This window comes from Snodgrassella sp. M0110 (assembly GCF_016101465.1).
Classification (GTDB): Bacteria; Pseudomonadota; Gammaproteobacteria; order Burkholderiales; family Neisseriaceae; genus Snodgrassella; species Snodgrassella alvi.
The window spans coordinates 189,362-206,342 of the sequence record NZ_JACFQM010000002.1 but is presented as its reverse complement, the minus strand read 5'-3'; the positions used below and the strand labels follow the sequence as shown (position 1 = coordinate 206,342).

Annotated in this window: 21 protein-coding genes and 1 pseudogene; 3 read left to right on the top strand and 19 right to left on the bottom strand. The window is 40.7% G+C overall.

Annotation, left to right across the window (positions count from 1 at the left end; genetic code table 11):
* Positions 1 to 176 precede the first annotated feature (176 nt).
* From H3T84_RS03705 to H3T84_RS03695, 3 genes are all read right to left on the bottom strand, one after another.
* A complete protein-coding gene (locus H3T84_RS03705; RefSeq protein WP_198218075.1) occupies positions 177 to 770 on the bottom strand; it encodes a hypothetical protein in 594 nt (197 codons plus the stop codon).
* Positions 771 to 1,006: 236 nt separating this feature from the next.
* A complete protein-coding gene (locus tag H3T84_RS03700) occupies positions 1,007 to 1,600 on the bottom strand; it encodes a hypothetical protein (protein ID WP_198218073.1) in 594 nt (197 codons plus the stop codon).
* Positions 1,601 to 1,638: 38 nt separating this feature from the next.
* Positions 1,639 to 2,604 (bottom strand): RHS repeat-associated core domain-containing protein, encoded by a 966-nt coding sequence (locus H3T84_RS03695; protein ID WP_198218071.1) that lies wholly within the window; start codon positions 2,602 to 2,604, stop codon positions 1,639 to 1,641.
* Here H3T84_RS03695 and H3T84_RS03690 point away from each other — a divergent pair.
* Positions 2,581 to 3,048: a hypothetical protein gene (locus H3T84_RS03690; RefSeq protein ID WP_198218069.1), complete on the top strand. Its 468-nt coding sequence runs from the start codon at positions 2,581 to 2,583 to the stop codon at positions 3,046 to 3,048. The genes H3T84_RS03695 and H3T84_RS03690 overlap by 24 nt on opposite strands.
* Positions 3,049 to 3,290: 242 nt before the next feature.
* On the opposite strand, the gene H3T84_RS03685 is transcribed toward H3T84_RS03690, so the two are convergent.
* The 6 genes from H3T84_RS03685 to H3T84_RS03660 all read right to left on the bottom strand — a co-directional run bounded on the left by H3T84_RS03685 (position 3,291) and on the right by H3T84_RS03660 (position 6,885).
* A complete protein-coding gene (locus tag H3T84_RS03685) occupies positions 3,291 to 3,743 on the bottom strand; it encodes a hypothetical protein (protein WP_198218061.1) in 453 nt (150 codons plus the stop codon).
* Positions 3,736 to 4,509, bottom strand: coding sequence for an RHS repeat domain-containing protein (locus H3T84_RS03680; protein ID WP_198218059.1), 774 nt, complete (start codon positions 4,507 to 4,509; stop codon positions 3,736 to 3,738). The genes H3T84_RS03685 and H3T84_RS03680 overlap by 8 nt, the downstream gene beginning before the upstream one ends.
* A 138-nt stretch (positions 4,510 to 4,647) precedes the next feature.
* The gene (locus H3T84_RS03675) at positions 4,648 to 4,941 is read right to left on the bottom strand and encodes a hypothetical protein (RefSeq protein WP_025315306.1); all 294 of its coding nucleotides are present in this window, start codon (positions 4,939 to 4,941) and stop codon (positions 4,648 to 4,650) included.
* A gap of 7 nt (positions 4,942 to 4,948) precedes the next feature.
* Positions 4,949 to 5,770: an RHS repeat domain-containing protein gene (locus tag H3T84_RS03670; RefSeq protein ID WP_198218057.1), complete on the bottom strand. Its 822-nt coding sequence runs from the start codon at positions 5,768 to 5,770 to the stop codon at positions 4,949 to 4,951.
* 374 nt (positions 5,771 to 6,144) lie between these two features.
* Positions 6,145 to 6,594, bottom strand: a complete 450-nt coding sequence (locus H3T84_RS03665; RefSeq protein WP_025315295.1) for an SMI1/KNR4 family protein — start codon at positions 6,592 to 6,594, stop codon at positions 6,145 to 6,147.
* Between the two features lie 9 nt (positions 6,595 to 6,603).
* On the bottom strand, positions 6,604 to 6,885 hold the full coding sequence (locus H3T84_RS03660; protein WP_269147127.1) for an HNH/ENDO VII family nuclease: 282 nt from the start codon (positions 6,883 to 6,885) through the stop codon (positions 6,604 to 6,606).
* Between H3T84_RS03660 and H3T84_RS03655 the strand changes: the two are divergent.
* Positions 6,881 to 7,213: pseudogene (locus H3T84_RS03655) on the top strand (integrase core domain-containing protein); the annotation flags it as partial. The gene H3T84_RS03660 and the pseudogene H3T84_RS03655 sit on opposite strands and share 5 nt — an antisense overlap.
* A 122-nt stretch (positions 7,214 to 7,335) precedes the next feature.
* Here H3T84_RS03655 and H3T84_RS03650 read toward each other — a convergent pair.
* The 10 genes from H3T84_RS03650 to H3T84_RS03605 all read right to left on the bottom strand — a co-directional run bounded on the left by H3T84_RS03650 (position 7,336) and on the right by H3T84_RS03605 (position 15,849).
* Entirely contained in the window at positions 7,336 to 7,689 is a 354-nt protein-coding gene (locus tag H3T84_RS03650) for a hypothetical protein (protein WP_198218052.1), read from the bottom strand.
* Complete coding sequence (locus H3T84_RS03645) at positions 7,690 to 8,013, bottom strand: hypothetical protein (RefSeq protein ID WP_198218050.1); 324 nt, start codon at positions 8,011 to 8,013, stop codon at positions 7,690 to 7,692.
* 42 nt (positions 8,014 to 8,055) lie between these two features.
* On the bottom strand, positions 8,056 to 8,349 hold the full coding sequence (locus H3T84_RS03640; RefSeq protein ID WP_198218048.1) for an RHS repeat-associated core domain-containing protein: 294 nt from the start codon (positions 8,347 to 8,349) through the stop codon (positions 8,056 to 8,058).
* A gap of 77 nt (positions 8,350 to 8,426) precedes the next feature.
* Positions 8,427 to 8,930 carry a CPCC family cysteine-rich protein gene (locus H3T84_RS03635; protein ID WP_198218046.1) on the bottom strand — a complete coding sequence of 168 codons (504 nt, stop codon included), beginning with the start codon at positions 8,928 to 8,930 and terminating at the stop codon, positions 8,427 to 8,429.
* Positions 8,927 to 9,859, bottom strand: a complete 933-nt coding sequence (locus H3T84_RS03630; protein ID WP_198218044.1) for an RHS repeat-associated core domain-containing protein — start codon at positions 9,857 to 9,859, stop codon at positions 8,927 to 8,929. The genes H3T84_RS03635 and H3T84_RS03630 overlap by 4 nt, the downstream gene beginning before the upstream one ends.
* Before the next feature lie 131 nt (positions 9,860 to 9,990).
* Positions 9,991 to 10,350 (bottom strand): hypothetical protein, encoded by a 360-nt coding sequence (locus H3T84_RS03625; RefSeq protein WP_198218042.1) that lies wholly within the window; start codon positions 10,348 to 10,350, stop codon positions 9,991 to 9,993.
* 98 nt (positions 10,351 to 10,448) lie between these two features.
* A complete protein-coding gene (locus tag H3T84_RS03620) occupies positions 10,449 to 10,811 on the bottom strand; it encodes a hypothetical protein (RefSeq protein ID WP_198218040.1) in 363 nt (120 codons plus the stop codon).
* Between the two features lie 64 nt (positions 10,812 to 10,875).
* Complete coding sequence (locus tag H3T84_RS03615; RefSeq protein WP_198218037.1) at positions 10,876 to 11,040, bottom strand: hypothetical protein; 165 nt, start codon at positions 11,038 to 11,040, stop codon at positions 10,876 to 10,878.
* A 35-nt stretch (positions 11,041 to 11,075) separates the two neighbouring features.
* A complete protein-coding gene (locus H3T84_RS03610; RefSeq protein WP_232346305.1) occupies positions 11,076 to 11,357 on the bottom strand; it encodes an RHS repeat-associated core domain-containing protein in 282 nt (93 codons plus the stop codon).
* Between the two features lie 16 nt (positions 11,358 to 11,373).
* Positions 11,374 to 15,849 (bottom strand): RHS repeat-associated core domain-containing protein, encoded by a 4,476-nt coding sequence (locus H3T84_RS03605; RefSeq protein ID WP_198218035.1) that lies wholly within the window; start codon positions 15,847 to 15,849, stop codon positions 11,374 to 11,376.
* A 665-nt stretch (positions 15,850 to 16,514) separates the two neighbouring features.
* On the opposite strand from H3T84_RS03605, the gene H3T84_RS03600 reads away from it, so the two are divergent.
* A complete protein-coding gene (locus H3T84_RS03600; RefSeq protein ID WP_198218027.1) occupies positions 16,515 to 16,940 on the top strand; it encodes a hypothetical protein in 426 nt (141 codons plus the stop codon).
* Positions 16,941 to 16,981: the final 41 nt, after the last annotated feature.

Below are 16,981 nucleotides of genomic sequence, written 5' to 3'. Positions count from 1 at the left end.
CTTTCCATTTTCGATATATCAAGCACTCCCGGAGAGGGTATAGTTCCTTTTGGTACGGTAATCACAATTGCATTAGGATCTTGCTTAAGAATGCGTTTGGCATTTTATAAATAAAATCAAAATCATTTAGATCGTCAGAATAAAAAATCAGCAATAGCTATTTTATTTGGATTTTATTACACGTCTTTGGCCACAAAATAGGCAAAGGCATGATTAGTTAAATAATGCCCATCTTCCCCATTAAATTTCTTCGCAGCGTCCGGCCAGGCAAAAAAACGTGTCTCAGGTTTATCCGCAATCTGCCCCGTTTCCCGATTAATTAAATAAACTTTCTTGGCGCCTTTTTTAAATATTTTCCATACGGCTTTTACAAATTTATCGGTTTTAGGTTGTTTTAATAAATCATAAGTAGCAGTTAACTGACCATTTTTTAAAGATCCGGGTGCATAATCAGCTATACTGGAACATTCAAAATAGACAATACCGTCTCCTGCTACAGCACCGTTATAACAATGTCCTGGATAATGTGTAACATATTTTTTTTTATAATCTTCAATACTTAAAATATCGGTATTTATAATACTAAAATCTATATTTTTAGCTATATCCATATCCAGTACATCAAAAGTCGGTATATTCAGATCAGGCCAAATATGTTGTGTAATAAATTTAACCGATTGAATCTGATCTTTTAAAACTTTGGAGAACTCTACTGCATCCATTGCAGTCATGAAGATTTCTAAAGCAGGCAGTTTAATTTTACCAGTCATATAATTTCACTTTAATAATTAGAGGAAATGTTAATCTATTATCTTGTATTTATAGTTCCGGGTTTCATTTTCGATATATCAAGCACCCCCGGAGAGGGTATAGTTCCTTTTGGTACGGCAATCACAATTGCATCAGGATCTTGCTTAAGAATGCGATTGGCATTTTATAAATAAAATCAAAATCATTTAGATCGTCAGAATAAAAAATCAGCAATAGCTATTTTATTTAGATTTTATTACACGTCTTTGGCCACAAAATAGGCAAAGGCATGATTAGTTAAATAATGCCCATCTTCCCCATTAAATTTCTTCGCAGCGTCCGGCCAGGCAAAAAAACGTGTCTCAGGTTTATCCGCAATCTGCCACGTTTCCCGATTAATTAAATAAACCTTCTTGGCGCCTTTTTTAAATATTTTCCATACGGCTTTTACAAATTTATCGGTTTCAGGTTCTTTTACCAAATCATAAGTAGCAGTTAACCGACCATTTTTTAAAGATCCGGGTGCATAACCGGCTAATTCAGAACATGAAAAGCGGACAAGACCTTCTCCTGCTATATCACCATTATAACCGCATCCTGGATAATGTGTAACACATTCTTTTTTATAACGTTCAATACTTAAAATATCGGTATTTATAATACTAAAATCTATATTTTTAGCTATTTCCATATCCAGTACATCAAAAATCGGTATATTCAGATCAGACCATGGACATTGCTTAATAAATTTAACCGATTCAATCTGATCTTTTAAAACTTTTGAGAATTCTACTGCATCCACTGCAGTCATAAAGATTTCTAAAGCAGGCAGTTTAATTTTACCAGTCATATAATTTCGCTTTAATAATTAGAGAAAATGTTAATCTACTACCATCCTTTATATATATTTCCGCTTTCCATTTTCGATACATCAAGCACTCCCGGAGAGGGTATAGTTCCTTTTGGTACGGCAATCACAATTGCATCAGGATCTTGCTTAAGAATGCGTTTAGCATTTTCCCACTCTCTTCGTGTCATACCATTTACATGACCTTTATCCACTGTCTGGATATGAATTCTTTGTCCATTATGAGTTTCAAAAGTCATATCTGCATAGGATCCTCCTTTTCGGCCTTTTTCAAGTGGTTTGAAATAACGTTCTGATTTCTCTTTACCAGTTAACGCATCACGGCCACCATGAGTATGTGTTACTTTACCATCATTTTCACTTAGGAACTTATCCCTGACTTCATCCATATGTTTTTTAGTCTTTTGATTACCTCGTCGACATAATCCATATGGATCAATCCACATAAACGCATTGGGCGCATACTGATACAGATTGTATCCGCCGGCTAATCCAATCGGGTCAGGTTGGGTAAAGCGGCCTATATCCGGATCGTAATACCTGAAAGTATTGTAGTGCAGTCCAGTTTCTCTGTCTAAATATTGTCCCTGATAACGCAGGTTCTGTTGTATCTCTCTATGAGCACTTTCCTGTATCGGTTTGCCCCATAACTGGTATGAACATTCCCACACAATTTCACCGGCTTCATCCGTCAGCTCCTCCGGCAAGCCGTTCAGGTCGGTGTGGAAGTAGTAGATGTGTTGTTCCTGATTACCGGTCCGGTCTATCCGCGCCAGCGGTTCATAGCTGCCTTCGTCAGTATACAGATACAGGCTCTGCCGTTTGTCTGCACTGTTTTCCTGAATCATCTGCATCCTGTCCCACAGGAAGGTGGTGCGGTTGCATGGCTTACCGTCACGGTCCAGCCGGTGTTTTTCAATCCGCCGGCCGAGGGCATCGTAGACGTAGCCGTAGCGTTCTGTATGGTTCAGCTGTTCGATACGCACTTCGCTCAGGCGGTGTTCAGCATCGTAGTGGTAGTGCTGGGTTGTGCCGATGCTCTGTTTGCTGGCAGTTCTGCCGTGCTCGTCGTAGCGGTAGTGGTGCCCTCTGAAATGCAGGAGCTGGTTACAGCGAATCAGGTTGTGATTGCTGTAGTCTTCTCTGTATTTGCTGTCCAGCAGGTTGGCAGCGGCATCGTATTGCAGGGTTTCCCAGTATCTTTGATTGCGACAGCCTTCGATTCTGCCGGTGTGATCATAGCGGTAATCGGTCTGCCCGTGTTTGCTGTGTTTTTTGCTTACCAATCGGTCGAGGTTATCGTACTGGTAGCTGCGTTCGATGAGGATATCAGGCAGGATGGGATTCTGATTGCGCTGTATCTGTTTGCGTTGCAGCCGGCTGTTGCGGTCGTATTTGAACTGGGTGTTCAGGCGTCCCTGAGTGCGTAATATTTCGCGGTACAGGTTGTCGCGTTCAGTTTGGTCGGTGTTGCCGTCACGCTGTGCTTGTTTGATTTGGGTGACGTGCTACGGGCATTTATTCTGTTCGCTGGTCTAAACAATTAATTTTTTGTGGGTATAATGGTGGACGTAAGTAGATTGATTATTACACTCAGGTTGCAGTTTTACTTAACTATAATCTGCTAAAATAAAGTTGGTAACATCAGCAACTGGTATTTTCTGAATCTTTATCAAAAGGATATATTTGCGTAAAAAAATGTTTTTTCATAAGAGAAAATCATTTTATTTCCATTGGGAATTAAAAGAATACTTGTTTCATCACTTGGGTAAAAAAAATCATCCCATGATTTTACAAAAATATCCACTGGTACAATAGCACTCGCTTTTTTCCCCCAAAAGAAAAAGGCAAATGAAATGTCTGTTAATTTATTTTTGAAAAATAAAGAAGATTCGTTAGGATGATCAAAATCCAAATTAATTTTTTCTACAACAGAACAAAATGACGAATGCATTTTCATTAAATGGTTAAATGGGAATGTCACATCCCAAAAATTACTAGATTCCTCCGTATCAAGAAAAATAATCTGTCTTTTTTCATCAAAAGATAGCAAGCAATCTTTAGAATTAAATCTCCATGCAATAGGATATTTTTTTTCATCAATGGTTAATAATTTTTTATTCATAAAATATATGCCCAGCTCCACCAGATTTTTTACCCAAACTCCAATCCTTCCATTTTATGTGGGGTATATTATTCTCTGGTGCATTTATTGTATGCGATTCATTAGGGTGATGTTCATAACCTTTTTTGTATGGAATTTCAGAGTAAGTAGGCTGAATCTCTATCTTTCCTCTAGCATCTTTTAACAGTTGTTCAGCAGTAGCTTTATCCTTCACTCTAAAATTGGATTTACCACCTCTCTGAATTATTTCAATTGCTTTCTTCCATTCAGGGCTACCACGCTTAATGATAGGTAAGTTAGTTGCATTACCAACTTCCTTCCCTGTAAGGCCACATTTCATTAACCCCCACGGATCGACCCAAGTCAACCCATTAGGCGCATACTGATACAGATTCAAGCCACCCAGCAACCCAATCGGGTCTGGCTGAGTAAATCTACCTATATCCGGATCATAATACCTGAAAGTATTGTAATGTAAGCCAGTTTCCTTGTCTAAATATTGTCCCTGATATCTGAGGTTTTGCTCTATGGGTTCGTGCTCAATTTCATGAATCTGTTTTCCCCATAACTGAAAGCTGCATTCCCACAGTATTTCGCCGTTGGCATCGGTAAGCTCTTCCGGACAGCCGTTCAGATCGGTGTGGAAGTACATTACCCTTTCTGGGTCATTACCTCGTTTATCTATCCGCGCCAGTGGTTCGTAGCTGTTCTGGTCGGTATAGATATACAGGCTGGTGGGGTGATTCGGGCCGGTTTCCTGAATCATTCTTAACCCGTCTCATAGAAAGCGGGTACGGTTGTACGGTTAACCTTCGCGGTCTAACTTCCGTTTTTCAATGCATCTGCCAAGGGCGTCATAGTGTTAGTACCATTAGTCATCCTGATTTAATTTCAGTTTTTCTTTTTAACTTAGAAATATTTTTTCAATATATTCGCTTACTTTTGAATTAATATTACTTATATACTCCATGTCTTCATAAGAGCCAAAGTTTAAAGCACCTTCTAAATTGTCATGCAGGACTAAAAGATTATATGCTAATTCCTTTGAAATAAAATTTTTTTCTTTATAATTAGTTACCATCTCATCCAGTGAAGTATAGAGATCATTCATTGTTTGTTCATCTAACTTATCTAGTAATCTAATTTTTTCAACTACACCGATAATCTTTTCATTAACATCAGAATTTATAATTTTCATAAAATACCTAATTAATTAGTTTTATTGCATTTGCTGGAATAGGTGCGTCAAATAGCACCTCCGAAGAACCTTTAGCTAATCGTCTTGCAAATTGATTACCTAAGAGGTCAAGACCTTTAGTAGAAGATATATCAATTGCCCCACCCGAAATTTTACTCAAGTCTATTTCAACTATTCTATTTCCAGTTTTACTAGCCCATTTTTCAGCGATACTTAAATCTTTGGTTGCAGATATAAACTGAGATGGAGAACGACTTCCTGATGTTACATGTCCTGCAACCGTTTTTATATTATTTGGGTTTAGTGAAAACAATCCAGAAGATATGTTTTCATCTTGTCTAATAACTCTATAGACTTTACCACTTTTTATACGATCAAACTCACTTACTTTAGCACATGGTGCTAATCCTAATGGATCAATCCACATTAGAGAATTAAATGCATACTGATACAGATTCAAGCCACCCAGCAACCCAATCGGGTCTGGCTGAGTAAATCTACCTATATCCGGATCATAATACCTGAAAGTATTGTAATGTAAGCCGGTTTCCCTGTCTAAATATTGTCCCTGATATCTGAGGTTTTGTTGGATGGGGATATGTTCGATTTCATGAATCCGCTTTCCCCATAACTGAAAGCTACATTCCCACAGTATTTCGCCGTTTTCGTCGGTCAGCTCTTCCGGACAGCCGTTCAGGTCGGTGTGGAAGTAGCGGATATGTTGTTCTTGGTTGCCGTCTGTGTCTATCCGCGCCAATGGTTCGTAGCTGTTCTGGTCGGCATAGATATACAGGCTGGTGGGGTGATTCGGGCCGGTTTCCTGAATCATTCTTAAGCCGTCCCACAGGAAACGGGTAAGGTTGTAGGGTTGGCCTTCACGGTCTAACTGATGTTTTTCGATACGCCGGCCAAGGGCGTCATAGAGGTAGCGGTATCGTTCGGTTTTGTTGAGTTGTTCGATGCGTACTTCGCTCAGACGGTGTTCGGCATCGTAATGATAGTGCTGGGTTGCGCCGATGGTCTGTTTGCTGGCAGTTCTGCCGTGCTCGTCGTAGCGGTAGTGGTGTCCTCTGAAATGCAGGAGCTGGTTACAGCGAATCAGGTTGTAGTTGCTGTAGTCTTCTCTGTATTTGCTGTCCAGCAGGTTGGCAGCGGCATCATATTGCAGGGTTTCCCAGTATCTCTGGTTGCGACAGTCTTAATTTACGTCCGTAAGTTTACATATTCTTCAAAAAAAAATCTGAATGACGGTGCAAGAACGTTTGATATTTTTCTTGAGAAAAGATCATAATTAACTATTTGTCCATAAGTATTTTTCCTACAATCAACACACCAACATACATCGTCATCTTTAAAATAAATAACTGCCATATCTGATGGTAACGAGTATTCCTTTCGACACTGACAAGTATCATAATAAATAGCTCCTCCAGACTCAGCCAAGGCATCATTATCAACTATGCCTGATATTTCTTCACCAACAACACCTCCGCCACCAACCAATAAAATAAATTCTTTTAATTCATTTGGTAACGACAAATTTAGCTTATTTTCAAGTATGTTAATTTGTGATTCATCACAAGCTCCAAGCCAATATACTTCGTCTTGAGCGCCATGATTTAAACGCGTAACAAGATTTTTAATATCACCCATATAGTTACCTCACATAAAATCCAATGCTCTTAATTTCCAATATTCTTTTCTGAATTTATTATACTGCCTATCTAGAGCAGATGTATTTCTAAAGCTCCCTCCATTTTCAATTAATCCATGAATTTGCTTATGATATTGTTTGTGAGTTGAGGAAACTAACTCGACCATTGGGCCGGGTTCTTTTCCTAATATATGATGAAGGTTCATTTGTTTTCCATCTGGGCCTATTGGAGCATATCCATTCTTCATTAAGTCTAAGTTTGTCCACCCCTCATTTACTTTTGACTTAATATTGGAGGATATAGAGCATACGAAAACAAAAGCCTACAGTCCGCAAACGAATGGTATATATGAGCGATTCCATAAGACGATAAAGACCGAATGTTATGATATTATGTTTAGACGTAAAATATATACAGAATTGAAAGAGATACAACAAGATATTGAGCTTTGGCTAGAGTTTTACAATCGGGAAAGAGCACATTCAGGGAAATACTGTTATGGTAAGACACCTTGGCAAACTTGGGTAGAGACAAAAGGACTGGCTAAGGAAAAGCAGCTAGAAAATTTATTTTACTCATCAGACAGTCATTGTGTTAGAACGAATGCCGATGAGTAGATAGTGTCTGTCAGATTAAGTTTAAGCTAGTACAAATTAAACTGGATATTACTAATACGTCAAGAAAGTAAAAAGCCAAAATAATCCAAGGAGAGTTTTTACTACAACCTATCAAGTATTGATTAATTTTCTTCAATATATTTGTCACTTATCATCGATAGTATATCGACCTGATTAAGTACATTTTTTAAAAACTTATATTTACTTAATTTATCAGAATTTTTTCCATTAATAAAAGATACTTCTATTAATGTACAGAATTCTTTATTTTCTTCATCTAACCACTCGTCGGATAGCGGGATATAATTATCTGTAATAGTTAATCTGTCCGCATAAAGACCACAGTAAGAGAAGTACTCCCCAAAATAATAGCTATCATGTTCAGAGCAAGTTATATCCCATTTATTATTCAACAATTCACTTATCTCTTTTTTAGATTTATTACTGCCGTATTTTAGAAAATAAAATTTTTTCATTTATCGCCCGCCACATTTCCCTGGAATTCTGATTCCTTTTCCTTTAGCTTTGATTTCAACTGAAGACTTAAAAATCATAGCATTTACAGGTCTACCTCCAGACATTCTAGATAATCTTTGTAGAATATCATCTATACCTAAATCTTTAGCCATATTACTACCCATCTTAATTGGTCCAGTTCGTCCACCTTTTCCTATCCCTAAGGATTCTGCTTTCTGATATAGCTCTGGATGTGATATAGCTACATCAAAATCACTAACACGACCAACATCAAAAGGTTGTCCTGTAGAGAAGCTTACACCAGATACAGAACTTCCTTGCATGTATGAAACTGAGCTAGGATATCCTAATTTACTCAGACCAGCCTATAATGTTTGACCAAATTGCTTAAATTGCCCATAGCTCTTAAAGCCATGTGGTACCCCTTTCTTTGAGAATCCTAAAGGATCAATCCAAGTCAACCCATTAGGCGCATACTGATACAGATTAAACCCACCCAGCAACCCAATCGGGTCTGGCTGAGTAAATCTACCTATATCCGGATCATAGTACCTGAAAGTATTGTAATGTAAGCCGGTTTCCCTGTCTAAATATTGCCCCTGATATCTGAGATTCTGCTCTATGGGTTTGTGTTCGATTTCCTGAATCCGCTTTCCCATAATTGAAAGCTACATTCCCAGAGTATTTTGCTGATGTAAGTATATTTATAGCAGGTAAAGTTGGTATAGCTCTATATCTACTCAGCAATGCTACTTGCTAATTTATATGGTATATTATTTAATTCAAGTTTTCTCTCTTCAAATTTTTTTCTATATGCTCTAAGAGTCGAATGATTTACATAACTGTAATTATCTAATTCATTAAATGATTTTCCATCATCTTCCCAATAGCATAATGGACAAATGTCATAATTTCCTCGACTGGTTAAAGTTAAATAACGACAACAAGGGCATATTTCCAAAATATCTTCATCCCCGACAATAGAAAAATTTTCTTTGTATAAGGCGGTAAGAAATTGTTGTAAATATTTATTAGAATATCCCTTTAATCTTACATCAATAAAATAATTTAATAGAAACTCCTGAATAGAATCATTATAAATATTTGTATATTCTATATGCTCGCCTTCTTCATTAAGGTAATCAGCAAAAAGAATATTATCAATATCTTTTTCTGAACATTGTGTAATTTCATTTATAGCCAAATGAGTTAATGCTAATTTTCTACTTATTATTTTCATTTATAAATAACATCCGTTGTTGAAAGTCCTGTTTTCCGTAATGCTTCATTGATAGCATCGGTGAAAGGGTCATTTTTAACAAGACTTGATTGAGCTTTATAAAATGAAAGAATTTCTCTATCTTTCGCATGACCAATAAGTACTCTATTTGTATTTGGATCAAATTTAATGAGTTGGTTACCAATTTTTGCTTCTTTAAAATTGTGAGATGATTCAATTAAGAATTTTTCCATTTGCTCGTGATATTGTTTCATACTAATATTACCAAATTCGCCCTGTTTTACAACATGCTTATTATAGTGTTCGCTTAACTTGCCTTTTTTCCAAATACTTTGTCCTTTTTTCCATTTGACACTACTAAAACATAATCCAAGTGGGTCAATCCACATCAACCCATTAGGTGCATACTGATACAGATTAAACCCACCCAACAACCCAATCGGGTCTGGCTGAGTAAATCTACCTATATCCGGATCATAGTACCTGAAAGTATTGTAATGTAAGCCGGTTTCTCTGTCTAAATACTGTCCCTGATATCTGAGGTTTTGCTCTACTGATTCGTGTTCGATTTCATGAATCCGCTTTCCCCATAACTGAAAGCTACATTCCCACAGTATTTTACCGTTTGCATCCGTCAGTTCCTCCGGTATGCCGTTCAGGTCGGTATGGAAGTAGTAGATGTGTTGTTCCTGATTACCGTTTCTGTCTATCCGCGCCAGCGGTTCATAACTGCCTTCATCGGTATACAGATACAGGCTCTGCCGTTTGTCCGCGCTGCTTTCCTGAATCATCTGCATCCTGTCCCACAGGAAGGTGGTGCGATTGCATGGTTTGCCTTCTCGGTCTAGCCGGTGTTTTTCAATCCGCCGGCCGAGGGCATCATAGACGTAGCCGTAGCGTTCAGTATGGTTCAGCTGTTCGATACGCACTTCGGTCAGGCGGTGTCCGGCATCGTAATGGTAATACTGGGTACCGCTGGCGGTTTGTTTGCTGCGGGTGCACCCGTGTTCGTCGTAGCTGTATTTCAGTCCGCGGAAGCTGAGCAGCTGATTAAAGCGGATCAGGTTCTGATTGCTTTCTTCTTCACCGCGTCTTCTATCCAGCAGGTTAGCCGCAGCATCGTATTGCAGGGTTTCCCAGTAGGATTCGTTGCGGCGCTTTCGATGCGTCCGGTCACGTCGTAGCGGTAATCACTTTGTCCCTGACGATTGTGTTTTTTGCTTACCAGCCGGTCCAGATTGTCGTAGCTGTAGTTGCGGTCTAGTATGGTATCCGGCAGGATGCCTGCTCCCGGACGTTTGGTCTGTTTACCGGTTAGGCGGCCGGTGCGGTCGTATTGAAAACTGGTATGCATTCTGCCCTGGCTGCGCAGGGTTTCTCGATACTTGAAATTAAAGTACTCTTCATTAGTTCCATGCACTGGCTTAGCCGTGGTTGCACGAAGATAGTAATAAAAAATCGGAAGAATAAAATCTAGGCATCATTTCTATTTTTTCATTTATTCCCTACTAATAACTTTTAGCTACCAGCGTTTTTTTCATCATTACTATATCTACTAGATTCATAATCTTCAATATATTCAAGTTCTCTTGTTAATTTACAACACCATTTGTATGCTTTAAATTCATATGGATTAGGAATAACAAACCCTTCAGAGAAAACATACTCTGGCAAAATTTCATCAACTGGCATATACAAATAAACGTAATCACCTTCTTTTAAGAAGATAGTTTCCCCCATATAGTTTTTTATTTCATCTGTCTGAGTTAAACCAACAATATCTGAATCTACAACTCTCTCATTATCAAAATCTGCAAATATTCTACTATTTAATCCTTTATCTATTTTTTGACAATTAGCTTGTGCTTGTTGGGCAACCATGTGTAGTTCCTTCCTTTGCTTTCCCTGGATTTTTTGTGTTGGAGTGAATAACTGTTCAAGTTGTTCAGCAGTAAAACCCCTCAACAGTTGCGTGATTCATACTATTTTTACCCTTGCTTAAATTTAACCTATCGTCTAAGGTTATTGTATCACCTGCTTTCTCAATTTCACCAACTGTGGTTACGTCTATTTGACCATAATTACTAAAAAATTTTGCCAGAGTTTCCAAATCAGTACCTGGTTTTGCTTGAGTTGATACTTCTCTTAATTTTCTGTTTGCATCAGTCTTACACCACTTCCTTTCTTAAAATTTTCAGCTTTACATGTATCACCTCTACATACTATATCGTTGTCAGATAAAGTTTCATGTAATCCCAAAGGATCAATCCAAATCAGTGCATTGGGCGCATACCGATACAGATTAAATCCGCCGTCCAACCTGATCGGATCAGATTGGGTAAAGCAACCTATATCCGGATTATAGTGCCTGAAGGTATTGTAGTGCAGTCCGGTTTTTCTGTCTGAATACTGTCCCTGATACCTCAAGTTCTGTTGTATCTCTCTATGGACACGTAGATGTTTTCTTTGCTGGATTTTTCTGTGTTGGAGTGAATAACTGTTCAAGTTGTTCAGCAGTTAAACCCTCAACAGTTGCGTGATTCATCTTATGTGGACCGCCTACATTTGACTTACCGTCTAAGATTATTGTACCACCTGCTTTCTCAATTTCACCAACTGTCGCTATGCCTACTTGATTATGATTAAAAGCTTTTGCCAGAGTTTCCAAATCAGCACCTGGTTTTGCTTGAGTTGATACTTCTCTTAATTTTCCGTTTGCATCAGTCTTAACACCACTTCCGTTCTTAAAATTTTCAGCTTTACATGTACCACCTCTACATACTATATCGTTGTCAGATAAAGTTTCATGTAATCCCAAAGGATCAATCCAAATCAGTGCATTGGGCGCATACCGATACAGATTGTATCCGCCGGCTAACCCAATCGGATCAGGCTGGGTAAAGCGGCCTATATCTGGATCGTAGTATCTGAAAGTATTGTAGTGCAGTCCGGTTTCTCTGTCTAAATACTGTCCCTGATACCTCAGGTTCTGTTGTATCTCTCTATGAGCACTCTCCTGTATCGGTTTGCCCCATAACTGGTATGAGCATTCCCACACAATTTCACCGGCTTCATCCGTCAGTTCTTCCGGCATGCCGTTCAGGTCGGTATGGAAGTAGTAGATGTGTTGTTCCTGATTACCATTTCTGTCTATCCGCGCCAGCGGTTCATAGCTGTACTGGTCAGTATACAGGTACAGGCTCTGCCGTTTGTCTGCACTGCTTTCCTGAATCATTTGCAGTCCGTCCCACAGGAAGGTGGTGCGGTTGCATGGCTTGCTGTCCCGGTCTAGCCGGTGTTTTTCAATCCGCCGGCCGAGGGCATCGTAGACGTAGCCGTAGCGTTCAGTATGGTTTAGCTGTTCGATACGCACTTCGGTCAGGCGGTGTTCTGCATCGTAATGGTAATACTGGGTACCGCTGGCGGTTTGTTTGCTGCGGGTACGTCCGTGTTCGTCGTAGCTGTACTTCAGTCCACGGAAGCTGAGCAGCTGATTAAAGCGGATCAGGTTCTGATTGCTTTCTTCTTCACCGCGTCTTCTGTCCAGCAGGTTGGCCGCAGCATCGTATTGCAGGGTTTCCCAGTACGCTTCGTTGCGGCAGCTTTCGATACGTCCGGTCACGTCGTAGCGGTAATCGCTCTGTCCCTGTCGGTTGTGTTTTTTGCTTACCAGCCGGTCCAGATTGTCGTAGCTGTAGCTGCGGTCTAATATGGTATCCGGCAGGATGCCTGCTCCCGGACGGCTGGTCTGTTTGCCGGTCAGGCGGCCGGTGCGGTCGTATTGAAAACTGGTATTCATTCTGCCCTGGCTGCGCAGGGTTTCCCGGTGCAGGTGGTCGCGCTCGATGTCACTGATAATCTGACCGTCCAGGTTAATCTGGTGCAGATGGCCGGAACCATAATACAGTTTGTTGATGGTGCGTCCGTCCGGCAGGGTGGTGGCGATGCGGTTGCCCAGTTTGTCATACTGATGCTGCAGAACACCCTGTGCAGTGGTTTCGCTCAGCAGGTTGCCCATTATGTCGTAGCTGAAGCTGATCAGTTCCGGTTCGGCTTCCGGCGGTAAACCGGCGGCTTTAAAGCCGACTTTGAGTAGGTTGTCGACTTTGTCATACTGGTAGGCGGTGGTGCCGTCGGGGGTGTATTTGCCAATTAAGCGCCCGACGGCATCGCGTTTGAAACGATGTTCGATCTGATGCGGGCTGCCAGCAGCAAAGCGTACGCTGCTGACGTTGTCGAGCGGGTCGTAGCTCAGCTGCTGTCTGCGTCCGTCCAGATCGGTCTGTTCAATTAAGCGGTCGCCGGCATCATACTGAAACCGGTACTGTTCGCCGTTTTCGTTGGTCAGGGCGGTAAGGCGTCCGTAGGCGTCGTAGCTGAAGCCGAGCTGACGGCCGGCAGCATCGATGCGGGTATGTACCAGTCCGCGCTGGTCGCGGCGGTAGCGGGTAGTATGACCTGCCGGATCGGTATAGCTTTGTAGTTGGCCGGCGGCATTGACGTTGTAGTGTTCCTGCCTGCCGTCCGCCAGGGTAGCGCCAATGAGCTGGCCGGCTGCATTGTACTGGTATTTGCTGCTGTTACCGATGGCATTGGTGATGCTGGTGAGGTTACCAGCGGTATTGTAATAGAAATGGGTGATGGAGCCGGAACAGTCTACATGCTGGATAAGCTGGCCGTTTTCGTTCCAGCGCAGGTGTTTGTTGCCGCCGCGTACATCGGTGATACAGACAACCTGGCCGTGTCGGTCGTACTGGTAGTGGGTATGCTGCTGTAACGGGTCGGTGACGGTGAGCAGGTTGCCGCGCTCGTCGTAGTAATAGCGCCAGCTGCTGCCGTCGGGGTCGACGCTGATGGTCGGCAGTGCCCAGTGCGGCAGCCACTGAGTCTGGGTAGTTCTGCCCAGTGGATCGGTTTCTTCGGTTAACCGACCCTGTTCATCGTAGCTGTAGTGCCATTGTCCGCCTTGCGGGTCGGTTGCACTGACCAGCTGCTGGTTATCATTCCATTCAAATTCGGTGGTCTGACCAAGGGCATCGGTGTAGCGGGTAATCTGGTAAATTTCATTCCAGTAATGTTCGCTGACACGACCCAGGCTGTCTTCTACTGTGGTCAGACGTTTGTCCAAATCATAATGGAAGTGATAGTCTTCCAGTCGCTGACCGTCGGCTTCGCTCCAGTGCCGGGTCACACGCCATGCAGTCTCTACATCTGCTGTGCTGAAGTAGCTCCACTGATAATAACACTGCAAGCCAGTGGGCAGACGGTGATAGGTCATGCGCCGGTCGCTGTTGTAGGCAAATTCGCGGGTCTGGCGGTTCTCGGCATCAAAGACCTGTTGTAGGTCACCCTGTTCGTTGTACTGGTAACGATTCAGTAAGCGGTTGCTGCCATCGCTCAGCTCTTGGCGGATTTCGGTCACGCGCTGCGGATGGCGTTGATCCTGATAGTGCAGGCTGATGCGGGCGGCGTTGTCGTTATCGGCAATTTCGACGATGCGGCTACGGGAATCGCGGTAGATAAGTAACTGGTTGTCGTTACGGTCCTGCAGCATGCTCAGCAGCAGACGTCTGGGGTTGTTGGGATCGGGCTCGAACAGGCGGTAGAGGCCGTCATCATCTTCAATTACCCAGCGGTCCTGCTCACCGCGGCGGATGGTGAGGTTTTCATTGATGCCACGCATGCCGTGGTTAGGAAGGAGGGCTTCAATCTCAAGTTGTCGCCCCTGTTCATCGGTATAGATGGCAGAGCAGGAACCGTCGGGCTGCGGGTCGATTTCCATTTCGATTTCATAGCCAACACTCCAGCCGGCACCGAACATGTTGTGGGTACGGGTGTCGACGCTGTTGTAAAAGCGCTGCCATTCGAAAGGCAGGTGAGCGGGCAGGGAGAAGTCGAGCTCTTCAGAACCGTCAAGTATTTTGGCACCAGTAGGTATATGAACAGGATGACCAGCTTTTATTGCGTTGATCAAGGCTGTGGTAATCATGCTACTACCAGCACCAATCATAGAATCTGTAGCGAAACAGAATATTTTAGTACAAATTTTACCGGGACGCCTTGCTGCCATGATGACAGAAAGTATCAGGCCGATTGGGTGTTTGCCACTTTTGATTTCGCGGACAACAACAGACTCTCCGCCGATACGTACATTGTTGGAAACTTTAACGCTGCCTTCGCAATCTTCGGTGACTTTGGCTTCGCAGGTACTGCGGTCATTGCTGCGTACCGCCGGCTGACTGTTGATGTAGACTTTTTTAGAACCTTCGGCCATATATTCGGCTGCACCTGTAATCGATCCTATTGCGGCAGTGGTGACACTAATCCCGAGCTCCAGAACACCCAGTGCAGGTGAACTTGGCATACCTATATCGGAGAAAGAAGACGGGTGTTTTTTACAACTAATTTTGTCGTCATCTCTGGGTTCGGTTGTATTCGGATCCGGCGAAGCAACGGTCGGTCTGACCATTTGTTTTAGGGTTTTTCCTATTCCTTTCAATATATTGCCAGCTGTATCGATAAAACTTTCCGGTTGTTGCGGTTGTTCATTATTTGCTATTTCTTGAGCTGGTTTTACTATGCCGGCAGCACGGGCGGAAGGTAAACTATTGGTACGAGTATTTTGGGAACCGGTTTTAATCTTACCATCTTCGGATAGCGGAAATATGCTACTGACTTTTTCTGCTAACCCTGATATTAACTTATCACCTCCTGTAAGGCCCATGCCTACGCCAACAACTACGCCTATGGCAAATGCAGCCAGTCCGCCAGTTGCTACCGTGCCAAGGATTGCCAGGCTTACTGCGGCTGTTATGGCCGCATAACAGGCTATTTCAACGGCAGCCTCCACAAGATCTGCGAGCATGGATGTATGTAAAAGTACATCTCCCTTTCGGGCTGCCCAGTATGCTTCCCCCATATTGAATTTCCCTGTTTGTAAATTAAAATAGAACAAATTATGTAAATTTATTAATATTAATATAAATAAAATAAAATAAATAACTTAAATACACATAATTTGATATAAATTAATATTTTTCAGTTAATGTTATTTTTATATAATTTAACTAAAGATATTATATTTTTTAAATATATGAATTATTTGAAATAGTGATAAATGGACAAACAGACTGTATTTACTGTGTTAATTTATTCGTCGGGATAGAGTAAGCAGATTTTTGGAAAGGATACAAAATTGATTTGTTGAAAATAGTGTAAACTATCTGGATGAGAGTCAATACTGCTGTTAAAGGTTGGGATATTAGTTTATAAAATATGGGTGGATAAAAGTCAAAAAGAATTATTAAAAAGGGAATATTAAAAAGTTAATTTTTTATCAGAAATTAAAATAATGAAGATAATTTTACTGTTTATATTAATATTTATAAGTAACGATGTTTTAGTAGAATCAACCCAATAGATGAGATATCAAATAATCTAGATAATAAAATAGAAGCTAATTTTACTACTATAAATCAATTATCTGAAATTCTTTTAAAAAGAGATATTGATGTTTTTTAGAAAGAATGGGAAAAAGAAGTTAATAAAAAATGTAAGTGGGTATATTCTAATATTGATATTTATTTGTTTGGGCAGGAAGATAAATTTAGTTATCCGTTATGTTTACTGAGTGAACAAAATTCTATAATCAATGAATTAATTTTACTGATAAACCATCAAAAAATATTAGTGAATACTGAATTACAACAATTTATGACTAACATTCCAGAACAAAAACAGTACAATATTTATTTTAATCTATTAACAGAAAAAAATGCTTTAAAATTTTGTAGTTCATTTTATACTTCAACTGATATCAAAGATTGTATAAAACGTTTTTTATTGGCTCAATATATTTCAGAGGAATATGGATTTAAACTTACAGTAGATAAAAGTTATTTATATGATTCACAGAATTTGGCTGATAAAACAAAAATATATTTAGTTAGAGGAGATAAAATAGAATTATTAGGTTATGAAAATAATTTTTATAAAATCGAATATATGTAGCAAAAGAAAATAAGATAATAAAAAAATGGCTGCACTGCTCT